The organism is Moritella sp. PE36 (assembly GCF_000170855.1).
Lineage (GTDB): Bacteria > Pseudomonadota > Gammaproteobacteria > Enterobacterales > Moritellaceae > Moritella.
In genome coordinates this window covers 38,119-57,066 of record NZ_ABCQ01000016.1, presented here as the reverse complement: position 1 = coordinate 57,066, position 18,948 = coordinate 38,119, and the positions used below count along the sequence as shown (strand labels likewise).

Below are 18,948 nucleotides of genomic sequence, written 5' to 3'. Positions count from 1 at the left end.
ATAGCTGTTAAAGCATGATACGTAAAGTGCAGTTAACTAAAATGACAATGTATTAACGTCAGGATATTAACACTGGGGTTATTATGGCGCTATTGATTCAGTCTGCATACCTCAATAAGTACATTCTGCCACCTTAGGGGCACAAATAGAGAAAATTTATGACAAGCCGCTGATTTACACAAGAAAAAAACAGCACTTTACCATAATAGTTATTTTTCAAGATGAACAATTAATAAGTCTGTGTTGACGGTGTTTGCAATTTTTCGTACTGAAGATAATAAACGACTCCAGAAATCATGATGGTGTCCACAAACTAATAGATCAGCATCTAATTGATTGACTGCTGCTGTTAATTTTACCTCCAAATCACCTATTACAACCAGCGTATTTTCTACAGGGTAATCAAGTCGATCGGCTAATGCGCGCAGCTCTTGCTTCTCTTTTCTGTTATCAACTTCAGGCATAGCTAATAATGAGGTGCTCCGCGCCCCTGAAATACTCAAATGATTGGGATCAACATAAATAAATGAAAGTTTAGCATTCGCCTCTTTTGCTAATAAGACAGCTTTACTAATCACTATTTCACTGGATTTAGTTAAATCAACAGCAACTAATATATGGTTATAGCTCATTAAATTTTCCCCTATGAAATCTCTTATCAATAGTAGCAGACTTGTATGGTTCAGTGCATTTAGCCTCATCGTGGGCGTTTTTTTGATCTAGCGATAAAATCGTCCATATGCGGGCTACCAAACATAAGGTGACAACCTGTTTCATGTGTATTTGTAAGAACCAACACAGGGGTTATCAGGATTTAGTTATTCTAAATCAAGACTTCATCACGCCGAAGATGCCTTCGTTCGGCTTGCCCTACGGGAGGCGAGTAATAATTGACAGTGTCTATTCATGCATATGAAATAATGAATATAAACCTACCTAAGTTAACAACACGAAACCATCAAAAGTGAAGCCGACGGCATAAATAAATATTCGTCAAACAGTTGCGAACATTTCTCGTATAGTCCAAGGGAATGCGGAGTAAGCCCCGATTTAGCCGTATCGGTAGGTTATCTTATCTGTAATATTTACAGGAATATAAATATGCAAATCAAAACGATGATCATGAGCGGAATACTGTTGAGCCTAGGGATCCAGTCGGCAACAGCGGAACAAATATTGAGTTACCAGCAAGGTGTTGAGGGTTACCAAGGCACACTGTCGGTACTGTTTAATTATGGCCGACATCAAACCACGCAATACGATACCCATTATGAACGCTGGACGGGAACGCACCGTAATTACAATATAGAGCGCTTTACGCTGGATGACGCCTCACTAGCGGGCGAAATTACCCAAGCAACATTGACGTTTTATCGTGTCGGCGGTTGGGTTTATCATGAATCTGATATTATAGTCAGGCAGATTTTGGATCCAGATAATCTAGGCAGTGGTTATCCTACTGGCTGGAAGCAAGGTGACGGCTTTCGCTCCGGTGCCAATCTTGAGTCCCGAGATGATACCACTTCACCAGATACTAAATGGCGCTTATCAGATCCGGATGGCCCAGATGATTTAAACGTTGACTATTTTCAGGGCGTTTTACGCTCAATAGCACAATCTCCCTCATTCAGACCCGTTCAAAGTGATCCGGTTGGTACAGTGTATACAGTCGATGTAACCGCAGATATACAATGTATTCAGCAAGGGCTGTGTCCTAATCAAGGCTGGGCGCTGACACATGTTGATGATGATGCCAACCTCCAGCATGTGACAGCCAACTCTCGCTACGCTGAGGCGATGTACCGGCCTAAACTAACGATAACACTGGCAGATGATCACATGGAACCTTTGGTATTGCGCTCATTGCCAAATGGCGCATCACTAGCAGCTGCCTCCGCAACAGCCAATCTGTCACTGACCACGAACGAACCCGCTATTTGCCGATATGACCTTTCACCACGTGTTGAGTTTAACGAGATGCGTTATATCCTAAATGCTTCAGCCGATAGGTTAGATCACTTTGGCCTGTGGAATAATTTAGCCAAGGGTTCACAATACTCGCTGTACTCCCGTTGCCAAGATTCTGTGGGTAATACAACCCGCACACCACATGTATTCCATTTTTCGGTGAGTAATACAGATACTGACGGCGATACAAGTTCCGGTGGTGATACAGGTACTGGCGCTGATACCGATACTGGCGCTGATACAGGTACTGGTACTGGCACTGATACCGGTACCGGCGCTGATACCGATACTGGCGCTGATACTGATACTGGCACTGATACCGATACCGGCACTGATACCGATACCAGCGCTGATACCGATACTGGCAGTAACCCTTTGGAGAACCAGACTTATTACATTCGTACCGATGGCGGTACCCACGACGAATGTAATGGGTTGAGCAATCAAGCATATTCAGGTACAGGTTTGAATCAAAATTGTGCGGTAAGCCACCCGTTTGAGTTATTACCACCTTACAAAGAACCACGTATTAAAGGCGGTGATACGCTGATTATTGCAGATGGTGATTACCGCATTGGTTATACCAAAGATCTTTATGATGAAAGTAATACCGCTTGTTCTTCCTTTTATCCATACGGCTGTAGTATGCCCGCTTTACCATCAGGACCATCTGCAGAAAAACCAACCCGTATTCTTGGCGAAAACTGGGCAACAGGTTGCAGCACTAGGCCTAAATTGGTTGGTGTCGAGCGACTTTATCAAATCTTTAATCTCAAGGATGCTGATAATGTCGAGCTACAATGCTTAGAGATGACCGATAATGAAGCTTGTACTGCGTTTCATATGCATGGTTTTAGTAATCCATCCAATCCGAATCACAATCTATACCTAGATACGCCTTATCGCTGTAACCGTGACAGCTACCCGTTTGGTGACTGGGCAGAGAAAGCTATATTTGCACATAACTCAGACAACGTGCTGTTAAAAAATCTCGATATTCATGGTTTTTCTTCTCGTGGCATTACCGCTGGAGGCATCAGTAACTGGACACTTGAAAATGTTGATATTATCGCTAACGGATCTGCTGGTTTTGATTCGGATGTAGCGGGCACCGATGATGATAGTAATAGCGGTGACCTCATCTTCAATCGTGTGGCCATTAAATGGAATGGTTGTGTGGAAACCCTCGATCGCCAACCTGTTGGTTGCTGGGGACAAAGTGCTGGAGGCTATGGTGACGGCTTAGCGACCAATGATACCTCGGGTAACTGGATCTTTGACCAAGTTGATATATCCCACAATACTTCTGACGGCATTGACCTACTCTACAATATTGACGGTACCATCAAAATCACCAACTCACGCTTCGAAGGCAACGCAGGTAATCAGGTCAAACTGTCGGGCAGTCGCGCCGAAATCAGCAACAGTTTACTTATTGGTAACTGCGCTTATTTCAAAGACCAACCCGTTACCGCTCATGTCAATCATTGCCGTGCGCAAGGAGCCGCGCTGTCGCTTTCTTACAGCCAAGATGACAGTAAAATGGCCGTGTTCAACTCCTACATAACTGGTAATGGTGATGGTTTGATTGGGATTGGGTCTCGTGGCCGACCAGCATTAACCAGTGATAACAGTCTGACATTTTACAATAATCTAGTGAAAGGTGACGTCGAGTTTCATACCCCAACTGACCGAACGTTTTTTGTTTATACCGAATCGGACAGCAACCAAGTAATGAATTACCACTTCGACTACAACCAGATTGGTGGTCTGATCAAGTTCCCTGTTAACCATCCAGATTGTCCATCAGGCGCAAACGACATCTGTCTTGCACCACAAATTAGCGGGCCAGAAAGTGGCGCTCACTTTAATGTACAGCCGTTATCAAGCAATCAAGGGGTTAATTCGGGTTATCTAGCGGGCAGTGAAATTAATGGTTTTACGCTGCCAATAGTAGATATCGAAGGATATCAGCGCAATTTAGATGGCGGTAATGATATAGGCCCGTACGAGTTACACTGATAACGGGTAATGTAAGATGCACTAACATAATAAGTTTAGCCTCCTGCTTGGAGGCTAAACTAAATGTTGGTAAATAATATCCCTCAGCCGCTGTAACCCTTTCCCTTTATTCACTGTTTTCCAAGCAAGGTAAATTTCTGATATATTCTCGCCTTCGTCTAAGTCAATAGCGACTAAAGCACCCGAGTCTAAGTGTGATTGAATGCGTATTTTCGGCAGGTAGCCTACGCCAATGCCGGCAATAATGGCTTGAATTTTGTGCTCAACTGAACTGACATAAAAATGTCGGCTCAATTCAATAATGTTATTTGACCAAGGTACTGCCGTTTTTGCTGAGTCGTGCACAACAACAGTGCGGTAGTTATCAATTTCAGATTTGCTGACTGGCGCTGTAAAACTCGCTAGCTCATGACCTTTAGGCACCACGAATATTTTCTGCAGATTGCCTAAGGCGGTCACACTAATACCTTGTTGATGAGGAGTGGGGCCTGGTGCAGCGATAACTAAATCGGTGCGATCTTCAATCAATGCTTCCCACGAACCATGCATTACCTCTTCATTCATGTCGACTTCGATATTCGGATGCTCATTTAAAAACAACGCTAATGGTTTAAGTAATAGCTGCATATCAAAAAGAGAATCGAAGGTGATATTAATTTTAGGTTCCCAACCATGGGAGATGGTTTGCGTTTGTTCCGTCAGCTTACTCACTGCGCTAAGCACCTTGCGGCCTTCATCGAGTAAATGGCGACCCGCAGGCGTTAATACCGACCGCCGCCCCTGACGCACAAACAAAGTCACCGCCAGTTGTTCTTCTAATTTCTGCACTATGTAAGAGAGTGCCGAGGGTACTTTGTTTAGCTGTTCAGCCGCGGCGGCAAAACTACCCCGACGGTCAATCGTATCAAGTACCTGCAATGCTTCTATCGTTATCGGAGATTTATACATGTATCGCCTCTCTCTTCTTATTATTTATTGTCACGCTTATACACGCCATCAATTGTTCAAATATGTTGAACATACTAAACAAATTTCAGCGGTTATTCCAATCCATTTAAGCGAATACAATAGCTGCATACTTATAAAACCGACTTATAAAGCAAACCCAAAACACATTAACGAATCAAAGAGAGCACAACATGAATACTGCAACAATTAAGCAAATCCTAACATCAGATAACACCTTTTCGGCTTTACCATTACGTTTAGTGGCAGGCATTATCTTCACCGCACACGGCGCGCAAAAGCTATTTGCTTGGTTCGGTGGTTATGGTTTGGAGGGCACGGGTCAATGGATGGAATCTATCGGTCTGGCACCAGGTTACTTAATGGCGATGATGGCAGGCAGTGCAGAGTTCTTCGGTGGTCTATTGCTTATCTTAGGTTTATTGACTAGACCAACAGCATTGGTATTGGCGGTCACTATGATTGTTGCCATTTTCAGTACCCATTTCGCTAACGGCCTGTTCATGAGTAACAACGGTTATGAATTTGCCTTAGCACTGTTTGCAATCAGCCTGTCGGTAATGCTGCAAGGCGGCGGTAAATTATCAATCGATCGCCTTATCGTGAGCAAGCTTAGTAAATAAACACGATACGAAAACATAAGTATCAGCATCAAATTTAGTTTTGTCAGTCTATCGCGCCTAAACTTACATTAACGAAGGTAGGCGCTAATACAACATAAATTAGGAGTATTATCATGGGTTTAATCGTCAACGGTAAATGGCATGACCAATGGTACGAAACCAAAAATAGTGAAGGTAAATTCGAACGCCAAGCAAGTCGCTTCAGAGACACTATTTCCAATGAGGAAGGTAGTCGCTACCCGGCAGAAGCAGGTCGCTATCATTTGTATGTTTCATTAGCGTGTCCTTGGGCACATCGCACGTTAATTTTTAGACAGTTGAAACAACTTCAAGACATCATTTCTGTCAGCGTGGTTAAGCCTGAAATGCTCAGCAATGGCTGGGAGTTTGCTACTAATGATGCCGATGGCAATACTAATGGCGACTATAGCGATTCACTCTATCAAAGTGACTATGTTTACCAACTTTACCTTAAAGCAGCACCTGATTATGAAGGCCGAGTTACCGTACCGGTATTGTGGGATAAGAAAACCCAAAGCATAGTGAACAATGAATCGAGTGAAATAATTCGTATTTTTAACACTGCATTTAACGAGTTAACGGGCAATCACGATGACTATTACCCAACTGATTTACAACCAGAAATCGACACTATTAACGAACGTATTTATGACACGATAAACAATGGTGTGTATCGCGCCGGTTTTGCCACCACACAAGAAGCTTACGACCAAGCATTTGAGGAACTTTTTGCAAGTTTAGATTGGCTTGAAGCGCGTCTTAGCAACCACCGCTATTTACTCGGTGAACAACTAACAGAAGCTGATTGGCGATTATTTACCACATTACTGCGTTTTGATGCCGTTTATCATGGTCATTTTAAATGTAATCGTAATAAATTAAGTGAGTTCCATCATATCAGTAACTATGTACGTGAATTATTTCAATTTGAAGGGATCAAAAGCACCGTCGATTTGGAATATACCAAGATCCATTATTACGCGAGTCACGACACCATTAATCCAACTTTAATTGTCCCGCGTGGCCCACAACAAGACTTCACCGCGCCGCACGACAGAGATCGCTTAACAAATAAAGTCTAGGGGGAGGAACATACAATGATAAAACACTATTCTTTTCAGCAGATTGGCAAGGCAAACCACGGTTGGTTAAAAACCAATCATCACTTTAGCTTTGCTAATTATTACAACTCCAAAAGAATGGGGTTTGGCACGCTATTAGTGGTTAATGACGACTGGGTCGCGGCAGGAACAGGGTTTCCAGCTCACCCACACAAAAATATGGAAATCATTACCTTTGTCCGCTCCGGCGCGGTCACTCATCAAGACAATGCCGGTAATAAAGGCGTGACCCTCGCAGGCGAGGTGCAAGTGATGAGTGCGGGCTCAGGTATTACTCACTCAGAATACAATTTAACGAAAGAGCCCTTAACCCTATTTCAAATTTGGATTGAACCGAATAAGCACAACGTAAAACCGAGATGGGACAGCAAGCTGTTTTCTGAAAATACAGATAATGCCACGTTACCCTTATTAGTTTCTGGATACCCAGACGAACAAGATAACGCACTGTTTATCAATCAAGCGGCGCGTATCTATGGCGGTAAGGTGAAGAAAGACACCCTGTTTACTCATTCCATTGAACACCAAGCCTATGTTTTGGCATCCAGTGGAGAGTTTGAACTTATCGATAATCAGAGGGCAGTAATGATGAAAACAGGCGATGGCGCAGAAGTGACTAAACAACAGGAAGTCACGATTAAAGCGCTATCCGATGCGGAGATCATCATTATTGATGCACCAGCCCAGTGACGTTTTACTGCTTATATTTCTACTTGTTTTCTGTAATAGCATTCGCCACCAAGGACGGTCAGCGCCATGCCAGCAAGATTATGCGCGACCGAGGTAGGTTTCTCAGGATTTTAGTTCAAAAGTGAAATCTGGTACTCATTATATATCGCGATTCATGGCCATTGCTAATATCCTTGGCGATGCCGCCTTCTAACACCCATTTTTGATGAACCCACTGTAATCCAACCGTCAGCTGATGTACTGTACTATTACCTTCACGCCAGCGGCCATTTAACTCTAGAACACTGTTTAATTCTGGTGTTAAGCCCCACTCAGCACGTTCACTCGGTAACAGTCTAAATTGCCAGGATACGTCATAACGAGCGCTATTTTTACGGTCGTTCATACCCGCTTGATATAGCACATCAACATCTATTTCATTGCGATTTTTAAAATGGGTGAACACAAAACCAGCCTGAACAGCAGCATCTCTATCGCTTTCGGTGGGCGCAATAACTCCAGCCAATAAACCCAAACGATCGGTACCTGAAAAGCGATCATTTTGCCAGACGATATGCCGGTATAACACAGATACATCGCCTTGACGATCACTGCCAGAGGGTGACAGCCGATAGGGTAAGCCTAATAACAATGTCTGCTTGGCACTCAGTCCATAAGCGACATTGGCGATCAGGTGTTCGCTATTTTCCGAGGCCATATCTGACGCTTTCACATGCTCGTATACGAAGCGGATCACGGCTCCGTCTTTTTCTACTGGCAGCGCCACAAATGAACGCAGCCCCATGCTATCGGCACTGCTTATCATGCCAAACCAAATAAAAATAGCGTAAACGCTATTGCTCTTGGCCATTACTCTGTACTGTCACTTTCACTGGTGTAAAACCAGCATCTAACACAGCTTGCTTAATAGTTTCGATACTTGGCATGGTTTCATCTGTGACTAGCCGTACTTTTTTATGCTTTAGACTGACGTCCACCTGAGAAATGGACTCCATGTTTGCAAATTTCCGCTCTAAACTGTCAACACAAAATGCACAGGTCATGCCGTACACTTCAACTTCGACCGTTCTGGCTTGAACAGTCTGAACAATCAAGAGTGTAGTTTGCATAACTAAGAGTGCGGAAAACATAATTACGGTGAGAAATGCTTTCATTTTACGACCTCCTTAAAAGCCAACATATATTCGTAAAGGCAATAACAGCACACTAAAGAAAAAGCCAATGCACCAAATAATGCTGCTTAACCAAAATACCCGCTGATTCCAACGTTTGGCGGTTTGGCAATGTGCGGCCAGTTCAGGATCTGCCGGACAGCTTTGATTAGGTCGCCATATCACCCACGCTAAGAACAAAAGTAACAAAGCAGACAAACTCAGTGTCCAAAGTTTATATTCAGCTAAAAATAGCAATCCAGGTACGTTGAAATTCAAACTCGCGACGATGGCACCAAACCCCATGGAGACCAACACAATAGGTAAGGCGCAACACAACAGCGTTCCGCTGGTAATAAACAGCGTCCCCCAGCGTAAATAGGACTGCTCATGCCATTTAACTTTTTCCACAACCGCAACCTCCTATTCCCTGCTCCGTGCTTTCTAACTGGATCGGAGGACAAGGGACTGAACCATAAGAACAAAATACACAACAATCACCTTTTTGGGGTTTGAGTAACACATGGCAACCTGAACATTCATGAAACCACAGGCAGGCATCTGTCGGCATGGTCAGTAATTCCTCATGGCCGCACTCAGGGCAGCTAAGTAAGGAGTCCGCGATTATTGCTTGCATCAATTTATTCCTCAATTTTGTGTATATTTGTTATTATAGAACCTATAGTAACTATAGGTTCAAGGAGGTTTTAAATAAATATGCAACAATTCTCAATCGGGCAGATCGCCAAGCAAGCTAAATGCAAAGTAGAAACCGTACATTATTATGAAAAATCAGGACTGATGCCCAAACCACCACGCACCGAGGGTGGGCATCGCATCTATTCGTTACCTCATGTTAAACGGCTTAATTTCATTCGCCGTAGCCGTGAGCTTGGATTTAGCATTGAACAAATAAAGGAACTGCTCAAATTTATTGATGAGCCAGATCATGATTGTGGCGAAGTGCAAACAATGGCAATGCTGAAAATAGCGGAGGTACAACAAAAAATTGCGGATTTGCAACGACTACAATCAGCACTCGATAAAATGGTGAACAACTGTAAAGGCGCTGGCCACTCGATTGATGATTGCCCGATTATTGATGCACTTTATGTTGAAAATCAGTAGTGATGGTTTTTACGCTTGAATCTAAAGACACCCAACTTGATACAGGCCTCGAAATGATATTTGATTAAGTTATAAGCGCAAACTACCTTTATAGTACGTTTAAGGTTTAGTAGGCAATAACTTAAAGAGACCCAATAGCATGGAAAACCTATATGTGATCCTGCCGATGTTACTCAAGATTGCCGTCGTGGTGGCGGTTCTGCTGCTGTTGCCTTTACCTCTTACTTGGTTGGAGCGCAAAATTGCCGGTCATATCCAACAACGTCCGGGGCCTATGCGGGTCGGCTGGCACGGCTTGTTACAGCCAGTGGCCGACGGCATCAAACTACTGACGAAAGAAGATCATATCCCCAGCGCCGCCGATCGAACCCTGTTCAAAATGGCTCCAGTGGTCGCATTGGTACCGCCTTTTGTGGTGTTTGTCGCCATCCCACTCGGAGAGCCGGTAACAATTTTTGGCACTGAAGTGATGCTCAGTCTGTCTAATATGAATGTCGGACTATTGTTTATTCTCGCGGTTAGCGGCATCGGCATCTTTGGGACCATCCTCGCTGGCTGGGCCTCCAACAGTAAATATGCGGTGCTCGGTAGCCTCAGGGCGATAGCCCAGATGATCAGTTATGAAATCCCCATGGGGTTCTCTGTCATTGGCGTGGTAATGCTGGCTAACTCGATGAATATGATGGATATAGTCACCGCCCAAAAAGACATGTGGAATGTGGTCTATCAACCCTTAGGTTTTTTTGTATTCTTTGTGGCAGGACTGGCCGAAGTTCAGCGTATTCCGTTCGATTTACCAGAGGCCGAAGGCGATCTGGGTGCCGGTTATCATACCGAATATAGCGGCATACGCTTTTCCTTTTTTATGTTGAGCGAATATTTGGGCGTCGTGATCATCGGTTTTCTCAATGTAATGCTGTTTTTTGGCGGCTGGCATGGCGCCCCACCCTTTATACCAGACACAGTCTGGCTGTTACTCAAAGTTGGTTTTTTCATCTGGGTGTTTATGTGGTTCCGTTTTACCTTTCCACGTTACCGTTATGATCAGTTAATGGCGATTGGCTGGAAGGTGCTTTTGCCCCTGTCGCTAGTAAACATTTTAATTAGCGGATTTTTTATGTTTTAAGAACATCTCGTTACACAGAAAAACGGGATAACAAATGAGGTATGAGGTATGAGGTATAGCTTATACCGGGAGGCCAACATGGCCAGAACACGACAACAAAAGCAAAGTTGGATCGGATGGCTGTTATTCAGTGATCTGTGGCGCGCACTGCGGCTGACATTACGCTATATGTTTTCCAGAATTATTACCCACAGATATCCGGACCATGAAAAATGGCGGCCTTACCATCGTCATCGCGGGCATCATTTCATGAAAACCAACGATGAAGGCGACGTGAACTGTGTCGGCTGTGAACTGTGTGCAAAGATCTGTCCCTGTGACTGCATCACTGTGGTGCCCTATGAAGATGAAAAAGGTAACCGACGACCAAAAGTGTTTGATATCGATTTGGCGCGCTGCCTTTATTGCGGCTTGTGTGAAGATGCCTGCCCGGCTGACGCGATCAAGCTCGGTCAGGAATATGAGGTTGCTACCACCACCACCGAAGCGTTAGTGGTGCATCTTGAAGACTTAATCGCCGCGCCACGTAAGGCTGAAGAAGGGGCTGGCACCGTCATCCCAGCATCGCTGGCTAAAGATGGCAGTGGTAAAACCATCGCTCAGGCTAACGTAAAAGGCTACGACTGGTGGCAATTGCTAAAACGACAAAAATAACAAAAAAAGGATCAATCAATGGAGCAACAATTTTTTATATTACTTGCCTTGGTTGCCATCGGCACTGGCTTGCTGGTTGTTGTCGCCAGAAATCCGATCCACAGTGCCCTATCTCTTGTCGCCTGTTTTGTGCAGATAGCAGCCCTGTTTGTCCTACTGGGATCACCGTTTCTGGCGGTGATCCAGCTATTTGTTTATGTCGGTGCCATTATGGTGCTGTTTTTATTCGTCATCATGATGTTAGACGTACGTAAAGAAGCCCATGGTCGGTTTATCAATAACAGTCGCTTTATTCAAAAAGGGGCAATACCAGCCATAGTCGCGCTACTGGCACTGGCAACTGAGCTACTATTCCTACTCAGCCAAAGCAGCCGTCTGCATGCGGTGATGACAACACAAAGCGTCATTGGCGATGAACCAACCAAGCAACTAAGCTTAACTTTATTCAGGGATTTTCTGCTGCCCTTCGAGGTGGCGTCGGTCATCCTACTGGTCGCCCTGATCGGCGCAGTAGTGCTGGCGCAAAGTAACGGTACTAATCACAAACCTAGCGAACACAAAAAAGGAGCCACAAAGGAGGCATCCAAATGATCCCCATCTCTTGGTATTTGATATTAGCCGCCATTTTATTTGTCATTGGCGCGGCAGGCGTATTGCTCCGGCGTAATGTTTTGATTGTACTGATGTCTCTCGAACTAATGCTCAACAGCGTCAATATCAATCTGCTTGCCTTCGGGTATGAAATGAACGATCCCCGCGGCCAGATCATGGCTATTTTTATTATTGCGATCACCGCAGCCGAAGTCGCTATTGCACTCGGCATACTGGTGGCTTTATTGCGCAACAAACGCACGTTGGAAGTAGATGACCTAACAATAATGAAGGGCTGAGACTGGATTGATGACTCTTATCAATATGGAATTACTGAATTTGGACTTAATGTTATCCATAAGACCGGCTTTAGCGGTCACAGTCTCGCTCATTGCTGCGGGCGTCATACTGTGCCTGCATAATCGCCCCAACGCACGGGATGCGGTATCGGTTGTAGCCGCGGTGATAAAGTTCATCATCGTTATTTCAATGGCGCCGTTAATATTGGCCGGCAATACTGTCGATCTGACTTTATTTGAGATTCTGCCTGGGGTTGATTTTGCCTTTCGTGTTGATGCGCTGGGTATGGTATTTGCCACTGTCTCCAGCCTATTATGGATATTTGCCGCCATTTATTGCATCGGTTATATGCGCAGCCAGAATGAGAAAAATCAGACCCGATTCTATGCCTCTTTTGCCGTCTCGCTATCGGCCGCTGTGGGTGGAGCATTTGCCGCTAATCTGTTTACCCTGGTGATCTTTTACGAACTACTCAGCCTTATCACTTACCCACTGGTTTATCATAAAGAAAACCAGGAATCCTGGCATGGTAGCAAACGATATATCGTCTATTTGGTGGGGGCCTCAAAATCCTTTTTGCTGGCCGCACTGGCACTAACTTATCAACTTACTGGCAGCTTTGATTTCTTACCCCAAGGCCTATTCAAAGATGTCGTCGCCGCCGATGGCTTATTGATTATTATCTATTTCTGCTACCTGTTTGGATTTGCCAAATCAGCCATCATGCCGTTCCACGCCTGGCTGCCAGCGGCCATGGTCGCACCAACCCCGGTCAGCGCTTTGTTACATGCGGTCGCGGTGGTCAAGATGGGGGTATTCTGTCTGTTACGGGTCATTTTTCATGTGTTTGGTATCAACCTGATGAGTACATTGGGTCTTGGCATCATCACCGCTTATCTGGTGTCGTTCACCATCGTTACTGCCTCTATTTACGCGCTGACCCGGGACGATTTGAAAGCCAGACTGGCCTATTCCACCGTCAGCCAACTCTCTTATATCATTCTCGGCGCCGCCATGCTGACACCGATGGCCGCCATGGGGGGAATAATTCATATCGCCGCCCATGCCTTTTCAAAAATTACCCTGTTCTTCTGCGCGGGTTCTATCTATTGTGCCAGCCACCGCAAGAAGATCAGTGATCTTTCCGGCATAGGTAAAAGACTGCCTTTGACCATGACGGCATTTTTTATCGGCTCCCTCGGTATGATTGGCATCCCGCCAACCGGTGGTTTTATCAGTAAATGGTATCTGGTCGTGGGTTCTGTCGATGCCGGACAGATGGCGCTGCTAATCGTACTGCTGGTTAGCGCTGTGCTTAATGCGGCTTATTTTCTGCCCGTCACCTATAAAGCCTTTTTTGAGCCTGAAAAAATACCACAAGATCCGTCACTGGTGGCGGCCAATGATATCCATGAGATCCCAATGGTCGCGATGCCCTTACTGATCACCGCACTATTGTCTTTGCTCCTGGGACTCTATCCGGACTATTTTTTAGGCCTAGCCAATACTTTAGTCGCAGACGCATTTGTCACAGGAGGATCGCTACCATGATGGCAAAACTGGTCAACTTCTTTGGTGACAAAAAATACACCAGAACACGCTGGCGTCTGTTAGTCGTCATTTTAGTGGGCATCGTCATTGCCGATTTTATGGTTGCCAGACCTCACGGTTATAACTTTTGGGATGCTATACCCGGCTGGGGAGCGCTGCTAGGGTTTATCGGCTGCGGCTTGATTGTATTAGTCAGCAAATTCATCGGCAAAAAAATCGGTATCTCCAAGAAGGAAGACTATTATGACTGAATGGTTCTCCTTCTCCATGATGCCAGCCGTTCTGCTACTCGTTGGCGGTCTGCTGCTGCCGTTATTTAAAGGCAATAGCCAAAAATCCTACTCAATCATCATTCCACTGCTGGTGATCTTTTCTCTGACCCAGATGGAAATGGGAAGCTTCGGCGAAATTAACTTTGCCGGTATCTCGTTGGTCATGTTCAAAGTTGACAAACTGAGTCTATTTTTTGGCTGGGTGTTTGCTATTGCGGCGCTGATCGGCAACATTTATAGCTTGCATATCAGTCATACAGGCGAAAGAGTGGCGGCGTTTCTTTATATGGGCAGTGCCTTTCTCGTACTCTTCGCTGGCGACTGGTTTACCCTGTTAGTCGGCTGGGAGATCATGGCATTTTCCTCTGCTTACCTGATTTTTGCCACTCGGGAAGATCCGGCCGTGAAAGCAGGCTTTCGTTATCTGATGGTGCATGTCACCGGCGGGGTGTTACTGTTTGCCGGCATTGTGTTGCATGGTCTTGAAACCGGATCTTACTTGTTTGGCCCGATAGATGGCGCGCAGCAAGGGGGGATAGCCTATACCCTGATTCTGATCGCCTTTATGATAAACGCCGCAGTGCCTCCGTTAAATGCCTGGCTCACCGATGCTTATCCGGAGGCGACAGTGACAGGCGCAGTATTCTTAAGTGCCTTTACCACCAAAACCGCGGTTTATGTGATGATCCGCGCCTATCCCGGCGCAGACGTCCTGATCGGTTTTGGGGTGTTTATGGCCCTTTACGGGGTGATATTCGCCATGCTGGAAAATGATTTTCGTCGCCTGCTCAGCTATCATATTGTCAGTCAGGTCGGGTATATGATCGCAGGTATTGGTATCGGCACCGAAATGGCTTTGAACGGTAGTTCTTCTCATGCCTTCGCGCATATCCTCTATAAAGGACTGTTGTTTATGGGGGCTGGCGCTGTCATCCACATGACCGGAAAACGTAAACTGACCGAACTCGGCGGCCTCTATCGAACCATGCCCTGGACGGTAGCACTTTATATGATTGGCGCATTTGCTATCGCCGGTTTTCCCTTCTTCAGTGGTTTCGTCAGTAAAAGTATGGTCATCGCCGCGGCCGCCGGGGATCATCACGCGACAGCCACACTGTTACTTATGTTAGCTTCTTCCGGTACCTTCCTGTCGACGGGGCTTAAACTGCCTTATTATATGTTTTTTGGTAAAGACTCTGGTCTCCGCCCCAAGGAACCGCCAATTAATATGTTAGTGGCCATGGGCATTGCGGCATTCTTCTGCATTGGCATCGGACTCTTTCCCGGTATGCTTTATAGCATGCTGCCTTATACCGTTGAGTTTGAACCCTATACCGGTGCACATATCACCGAAAGTCTCGGTATATTGATGTTCACCCTATTGGCTTTTGTACTGTTACTTAAATACCTCAATCCCAAGAATACCATCAGCATCGATACCGACTGGTTTTACCGGCGCGGGGCTGCCGTCTTTATGTGGCTGGCGAATAAACCAGTTGCGCGGTGGGAACAAAGAGTCATCACGCTGGGCGATGGCGTTATCCTTAATACCCTGCACCGATTGTCAAAACACAGCCTGACCGTCGATACTCATGTGGTCGACGGCGCGGTTAACGGCGTGGCTAAAACCGCAATGAAAAGCGGTAACTTGTTGCGTCGCCTGCAAACCGGCATTGTTTCCCATTATGCCCTGGCGATGGTGATTGGTCTGTTTTTGGTGATCGCCGTTTATGTGCTGATTGGGAGTGAGGCGTTATGACTGACTTCTTTATGGCACCTTTCTTCATGACAAGTGTGCCGATATTAAGCATATTGATATTCCTGCCAGCAATAGCCGCCTTATTAGTGCCCTTCTTGTCTGGCAATAAGACGGTGCGCTGGTTTACGTTTACCGTCTTATTTGTCGACTTTTTAATTGCCACCTGGTTGCTGGTCATTTTTGATAATAGCACTGCCCAGATGCAATTCGTGGAGAGCAAACCCTGGGTACCGTCTCTGGGCATAACCTATAAGTTAGGCGTTGACGGGGTCAGTGTATTATTTCTGTTCTTAACCTCCCTGCTCGGCTGGATCTGTGTGTTAGCGTCTTGGACCGCCATTGCTAAGCGGATTAAAGAATTTATGATCTGCCTACTGGCGATCCAGAGTCTGATGCTTGGGGTTTTCTGCGCGTTGGATCTGTTGTTGTTTTATGTGTTTTGGGAAGCGATGCTGGTGCCCATGTATCTGATGATAGGGATCTGGGGCGGTGAAGATCGCATCTATGCCGCGTTTAAGTTTTTTCTTTATACCCTCGCTGGCAGTCTGATTTTTCTAGTGGGGATATTGGTGCTGTATTTCGCTGGTGGACGTACCTTCGACATCTTAACGTTAATGGATGTGTCATATGACTTTGAGCTCCAGCGCGGGGTCTTTATCGCGTTTCTGATCGCATTTGCGGTCAAGGTGCCTATGGTCCCATTCCATACCTGGCTACCGGATGCCCACGTACAAGCCCCCACCGCGGGCAGTATTATTCTGGCTGGCGTACTGTTAAAAATGGGCGCGTACGGTTTTATTCGTTTTTCGTTGCCAATGTTACCCGATGCTTCCCATTATTTTGCCCCGCTAATGCAAGGTTTGTCAGCTGTCGCGATTGTCTATGGGGGATTTCTCGCGTTAGCGCAGCAGGACATCAAAAAGTTAATCGCTTATTCCAGTATCAGCCACATGGGATTTATCACGTTAGGGCTTTTTACTTTCACTATCAATGGTACAACGGGTGCGGTGATCCAGATGTTTAACCACGGCATTACCACGGGTGCCTTATTCCTGTTTATTGGTCTGGTTTATGAGCGCACCCATTCTCGGGATATTCCAGCTTATGGCGGGTTGCTCAAAGCGGTTCCCTTCTACGGCATATTTTTCGCACTGTTTTTACTGTCTTCCATGGCGGTACCCGGAACCAACGGATTTATCGGCGAAATTCTGGTGCTGTCAGGGACGTTTGGTGTCAATAACTGGGCCGCGACTGCTGGTGTGTTAGGGGCTTTGCTCGGCGCAGCTTACCTGTTAGGCATTTATCGTCAGATGCTATTGGGACCGATCCGTATTCCTGACGCAGCAAAGATGTGGGACCTCAATAAACGAGAACTCTGTTGCGCACTGCCGCTGCTGATTTTTGTGTTTTGGATCGGGTTTTATCCGAAACCCTTTCTCAGTATTTTGCAGCCAACCCTAAAGCACCTGCTTGAGCAAACATTAGGAGCAGGCTTATGAGCGGGCTCGCTGAAAAACAAACCGCTGTTGACTTAGTCACTGTAGATCTAACGGCTATCAGCCAATCGGTATTGGCGAGCGGGCCGGAAATCATCCTCATTATCGGTGCCTGTGTGGCTTTGATGTTATCGCTGGTGCCACATCCGCGCCAAGATCAACTGCTGGCAGGCGTTTCGGTGTTCATGATCTTGCTTGCCGCCGGTATGAGTTATGCCCTATCCGACTTTCCGCAGACAGCTTATGCGGGTATGTTCGTGGTTGATGATTTTTCCACTTTTTTCAAAGTTATCCTTTATCTTGGCACCACGTTGACAGTGCTTATGTCAGGTAAGTATCTGATCAAGGAAGGGGTGTTCCAAGGTGAATATTATGCCTTACTGCTGTTTGCACTAGTGGGCACTATGATCATGGTATCCAGCACCGATCTCCTGCTCATCTATCTCGGTCTGGAACTGCAGGCTTTATCTATTTATGTGTTAACAGGTTTCCTCAAAACTGACGTCAGATCCAATGAAGCGTCTTTAAAATACATCATTCTTGGGGCTTTCTCGTCCGGTATTATCCTTTACGGTATGTCTTTATTTTATGGTTTGACCGGCACCACTAATCTCAGGGACATGGCGACAGCACTGTCAACATTAGATTTGTCCGACCCGATGTTGATCCTGGCAACCTTGTTTATGCTGGTTGGTCTGTTATTTAAAGTCGGGGCGGTTCCCTTCCACATGTGGGTGCCAGACATTTATGAAGGTGCCCCGTCACCGATCACCGCTTATATGTCGGTGGCCTCCAAAGCGGCCGCGTTTGCCGTTATCATGCGCATTTTCATGCAGGATCTTGCGGTGCTACAGCCCATTTGGATTTTAAACATTACGGGTATTGCCGTGCTGACGATGGCGGTGGGCAGCTTTGTGGCGCTGGTTCAAAAAAATATCAAACGCATGCTGGCTTATTCCAGTATTGCCCACGCTGGTTTTCTGATGTTAGGTCTAGTGGCTGGAGGCCGAGACGGCATGGCGAGTATCATGCTTTATCTGCTGGTTTATACGTTTATGACCATAGGTATTTTTGCCGTCATCATTCTGTTAAATAAAGGTGTCAGGCTAGGTGAGCCCATCGAGGATTTTTCTGGTTTGGCAAAAAACCATCCAGGTCTGGCTTTTATGAGTCTGATCTTTTTATTTTCTCTGGCTGGTATTCCGCCAACCGGTGGTTTTTTTGCCAAATTTTATGTGCTGACAGCCCTTGTAGATAAAGGCCATGTGGTGCTGGCAGTGGTCGCCGTACTGCTAAGCGCCGTCTCGGCCTGGTTTTATATTCGTATCATCATGTTGATGTATGTACAGCCACCAGCACCTACAAAAGCGGCCGAGATACAGCTTACCCCATCCATACGCATTGTTTTATTAATAGCAACAGTTGGTACCTTGTTGACCGGATTATTACCAGCTGGGTTCCTTGGTTTTGTAGCCAATTCAATCCCCCTTGGTCTTGGATAAAACCCCA

The 18,948-nt window shown here is 45.8% G+C and carries 20 protein-coding genes; 14 read left to right on the top strand and 6 right to left on the bottom strand.

Annotated elements, in window-relative coordinates:
- Positions 1–209: 209 nt before the first annotated feature.
- Entirely contained in the window at positions 210–632 is a 423-nt protein-coding gene (locus tag PE36_RS11315) for a universal stress protein (protein ID WP_006032167.1), read from the bottom strand.
- Positions 633–1,101: 469 nt separating this feature from the next.
- Here PE36_RS11315 and PE36_RS11310 point away from each other — a divergent pair, with 469 nt between their 5' ends.
- Positions 1,102–3,990 carry a right-handed parallel beta-helix repeat-containing protein gene (locus tag PE36_RS11310; RefSeq protein ID WP_006032165.1) on the top strand — a complete coding sequence of 963 codons (2,889 nt, stop codon included), beginning with the start codon at positions 1,102–1,104 and terminating at the stop codon, positions 3,988–3,990.
- 54 nt (positions 3,991–4,044) lie between these two features.
- On the opposite strand, the gene PE36_RS11305 is transcribed toward PE36_RS11310, so the two are convergent.
- The gene (locus PE36_RS11305) at positions 4,045–4,938 is read right to left on the bottom strand and encodes a LysR substrate-binding domain-containing protein (RefSeq protein ID WP_006032164.1); all 894 of its coding nucleotides are present in this window, start codon (positions 4,936–4,938) and stop codon (positions 4,045–4,047) included.
- A gap of 191 nt (positions 4,939–5,129) precedes the next feature.
- Here PE36_RS11305 and PE36_RS11300 point away from each other — a divergent pair, with 191 nt between their 5' ends.
- The 3 genes from PE36_RS11300 (at position 5,130) to PE36_RS11290 (ending at position 7,411) form a co-directional block, all read left to right on the top strand.
- Entirely contained in the window at positions 5,130–5,579 is a 450-nt protein-coding gene (locus PE36_RS11300; RefSeq protein ID WP_006032163.1) for a DoxX family protein, read from the top strand.
- A 113-nt stretch (positions 5,580–5,692) separates the two neighbouring features.
- Positions 5,693–6,682, top strand: coding sequence for a glutathione S-transferase family protein (locus tag PE36_RS11295; protein ID WP_006032162.1), 990 nt, complete (start codon positions 5,693–5,695; stop codon positions 6,680–6,682).
- A 15-nt stretch (positions 6,683–6,697) separates the two neighbouring features.
- On the top strand, positions 6,698–7,411 hold the full coding sequence (locus tag PE36_RS11290; protein WP_006032161.1) for a pirin family protein: 714 nt from the start codon (positions 6,698–6,700) through the stop codon (positions 7,409–7,411).
- A 115-nt stretch (positions 7,412–7,526) separates the two neighbouring features.
- On the opposite strand, the gene PE36_RS11285 is transcribed toward PE36_RS11290, so the two are convergent.
- The 4 genes from PE36_RS11285 to PE36_RS24735 are packed head-to-tail and all read right to left on the bottom strand — an operon-like array spanning position 7,527 to position 9,199.
- Positions 7,527–8,261, bottom strand: coding sequence for a hypothetical protein (locus PE36_RS11285; protein ID WP_006032160.1), 735 nt, complete (start codon positions 8,259–8,261; stop codon positions 7,527–7,529).
- Positions 8,245–8,565: a heavy-metal-associated domain-containing protein gene (locus PE36_RS11280; RefSeq protein ID WP_006032159.1), complete on the bottom strand. Its 321-nt coding sequence runs from the start codon at positions 8,563–8,565 to the stop codon at positions 8,245–8,247. The genes PE36_RS11285 and PE36_RS11280 overlap by 17 nt, the downstream gene beginning before the upstream one ends.
- Positions 8,566–8,577: 12 nt before the next feature.
- Positions 8,578–8,973, bottom strand: a complete 396-nt coding sequence (locus PE36_RS11275) for a hypothetical protein (protein ID WP_006032158.1) — start codon at positions 8,971–8,973, stop codon at positions 8,578–8,580.
- A complete protein-coding gene (locus PE36_RS24735; RefSeq protein ID WP_083798002.1) occupies positions 8,960–9,199 on the bottom strand; it encodes a GDCCVxC domain-containing (seleno)protein in 240 nt (79 codons plus the stop codon). The genes PE36_RS11275 and PE36_RS24735 overlap by 14 nt, the downstream gene beginning before the upstream one ends.
- 80 nt (positions 9,200–9,279) lie before the next feature.
- On the opposite strand from PE36_RS24735, the gene PE36_RS11270 reads away from it, so the two are divergent.
- From PE36_RS11270 to PE36_RS11225, 10 genes are all read left to right on the top strand, one after another.
- Positions 9,280–9,690, top strand: a complete 411-nt coding sequence (locus PE36_RS11270; RefSeq protein ID WP_006032157.1) for a helix-turn-helix domain-containing protein — start codon at positions 9,280–9,282, stop codon at positions 9,688–9,690.
- 139 nt (positions 9,691–9,829) lie between these two features.
- Positions 9,830–10,816: an NADH-quinone oxidoreductase subunit NuoH gene (nuoH, locus tag PE36_RS11265; protein ID WP_006032156.1), complete on the top strand. Its 987-nt coding sequence runs from the start codon at positions 9,830–9,832 to the stop codon at positions 10,814–10,816.
- Positions 10,817–10,894: 78 nt separating this feature from the next.
- Positions 10,895–11,470 carry a 4Fe-4S dicluster domain-containing protein gene (locus tag PE36_RS11260; RefSeq protein ID WP_043994441.1) on the top strand — a complete coding sequence of 192 codons (576 nt, stop codon included), beginning with the start codon at positions 10,895–10,897 and terminating at the stop codon, positions 11,468–11,470.
- Between the two features lie 18 nt (positions 11,471–11,488).
- A complete protein-coding gene (locus tag PE36_RS11255) occupies positions 11,489–12,061 on the top strand; it encodes an NADH-quinone oxidoreductase subunit J (RefSeq protein ID WP_006032154.1) in 573 nt (190 codons plus the stop codon).
- Positions 12,058–12,360: an NADH-quinone oxidoreductase subunit NuoK gene (gene nuoK / locus PE36_RS11250; protein WP_006032153.1), complete on the top strand. Its 303-nt coding sequence runs from the start codon at positions 12,058–12,060 to the stop codon at positions 12,358–12,360. Before PE36_RS11255 ends, nuoK begins: the two co-directional genes overlap by 4 nt.
- A gap of 10 nt (positions 12,361–12,370) precedes the next feature.
- Positions 12,371–13,912 carry a monovalent cation/H+ antiporter subunit D family protein gene (locus tag PE36_RS11245; RefSeq protein ID WP_232286573.1) on the top strand — a complete coding sequence of 514 codons (1,542 nt, stop codon included), beginning with the start codon at positions 12,371–12,373 and terminating at the stop codon, positions 13,910–13,912.
- Positions 13,909–14,163 (top strand): hypothetical protein, encoded by a 255-nt coding sequence (locus PE36_RS11240; protein WP_006032151.1) that lies wholly within the window; start codon positions 13,909–13,911, stop codon positions 14,161–14,163. The genes PE36_RS11245 and PE36_RS11240 overlap by 4 nt, the downstream gene beginning before the upstream one ends.
- Positions 14,156–15,943 (top strand): Na(+)/H(+) antiporter subunit D, encoded by a 1,788-nt coding sequence (locus PE36_RS11235; RefSeq protein ID WP_043994440.1) that lies wholly within the window; start codon positions 14,156–14,158, stop codon positions 15,941–15,943. The genes PE36_RS11240 and PE36_RS11235 overlap by 8 nt, the downstream gene beginning before the upstream one ends.
- Positions 15,940–17,442, top strand: coding sequence for an NADH-quinone oxidoreductase subunit M (locus PE36_RS11230; RefSeq protein ID WP_006032149.1), 1,503 nt, complete (start codon positions 15,940–15,942; stop codon positions 17,440–17,442). The genes PE36_RS11235 and PE36_RS11230 overlap by 4 nt, the downstream gene beginning before the upstream one ends.
- Positions 17,439–18,941, top strand: a complete 1,503-nt coding sequence (locus tag PE36_RS11225) for an NADH-quinone oxidoreductase subunit N (protein ID WP_006032148.1) — start codon at positions 17,439–17,441, stop codon at positions 18,939–18,941. The genes PE36_RS11230 and PE36_RS11225 overlap by 4 nt, the downstream gene beginning before the upstream one ends.
- Positions 18,942–18,948 lie beyond the last annotated feature (7 nt).

What these genes read in the sequence shown, in the direction of transcription:
- PE36_RS11315 (WP_006032167.1), bottom strand. Translation starts at nt 632, where the DNA reads ATGAGCTATAACCATATATTAGTTGCTGTTGATTTAACTAAATCCAGT.
- PE36_RS11310 (WP_006032165.1), top strand. Translation starts at nt 1,102, where the DNA reads ATGCAAATCAAAACGATGATCATGAGCGGAATACTGTTGAGCCTAGGG.
- PE36_RS11305 (WP_006032164.1), bottom strand. Translation starts at nt 4,938, where the DNA reads ATGTATAAATCTCCGATAACGATAGAAGCATTGCAGGTACTTGATACG.
- PE36_RS11300 (WP_006032163.1), top strand. Translation starts at nt 5,130, where the DNA reads ATGAATACTGCAACAATTAAGCAAATCCTAACATCAGATAACACCTTT.
- PE36_RS11295 (WP_006032162.1), top strand. Translation starts at nt 5,693, where the DNA reads ATGGGTTTAATCGTCAACGGTAAATGGCATGACCAATGGTACGAAACC.
- PE36_RS11290 (WP_006032161.1), top strand. Translation starts at nt 6,698, where the DNA reads ATGATAAAACACTATTCTTTTCAGCAGATTGGCAAGGCAAACCACGGT.
- PE36_RS11285 (WP_006032160.1), bottom strand. Translation starts at nt 8,261, where the DNA reads ATGGCCAAGAGCAATAGCGTTTACGCTATTTTTATTTGGTTTGGCATG.
- PE36_RS11280 (WP_006032159.1), bottom strand. Translation starts at nt 8,565, where the DNA reads ATGAAAGCATTTCTCACCGTAATTATGTTTTCCGCACTCTTAGTTATG.
- PE36_RS24735 (WP_083798002.1), bottom strand. Translation starts at nt 9,199, where the DNA reads ATGCAAGCAATAATCGCGGACTCCTTACTTAGCTGCCCTGAGTGCGGC.
- PE36_RS11270 (WP_006032157.1), top strand. Translation starts at nt 9,280, where the DNA reads ATGCAACAATTCTCAATCGGGCAGATCGCCAAGCAAGCTAAATGCAAA.
- nuoH (WP_006032156.1), top strand. Translation starts at nt 9,830, where the DNA reads ATGGAAAACCTATATGTGATCCTGCCGATGTTACTCAAGATTGCCGTC.
- PE36_RS11260 (WP_043994441.1), top strand. Translation starts at nt 10,895, where the DNA reads ATGGCCAGAACACGACAACAAAAGCAAAGTTGGATCGGATGGCTGTTA.
- PE36_RS11255 (WP_006032154.1), top strand. Translation starts at nt 11,489, where the DNA reads ATGGAGCAACAATTTTTTATATTACTTGCCTTGGTTGCCATCGGCACT.
- nuoK (WP_006032153.1), top strand. Translation starts at nt 12,058, where the DNA reads ATGATCCCCATCTCTTGGTATTTGATATTAGCCGCCATTTTATTTGTC.
- PE36_RS11245 (WP_232286573.1), top strand. Translation starts at nt 12,371, where the DNA reads ATGACTCTTATCAATATGGAATTACTGAATTTGGACTTAATGTTATCC.
- PE36_RS11240 (WP_006032151.1), top strand. Translation starts at nt 13,909, where the DNA reads ATGATGGCAAAACTGGTCAACTTCTTTGGTGACAAAAAATACACCAGA.
- PE36_RS11235 (WP_043994440.1), top strand. Translation starts at nt 14,156, where the DNA reads ATGACTGAATGGTTCTCCTTCTCCATGATGCCAGCCGTTCTGCTACTC.
- PE36_RS11230 (WP_006032149.1), top strand. Translation starts at nt 15,940, where the DNA reads ATGACTGACTTCTTTATGGCACCTTTCTTCATGACAAGTGTGCCGATA.
- PE36_RS11225 (WP_006032148.1), top strand. Translation starts at nt 17,439, where the DNA reads ATGAGCGGGCTCGCTGAAAAACAAACCGCTGTTGACTTAGTCACTGTA.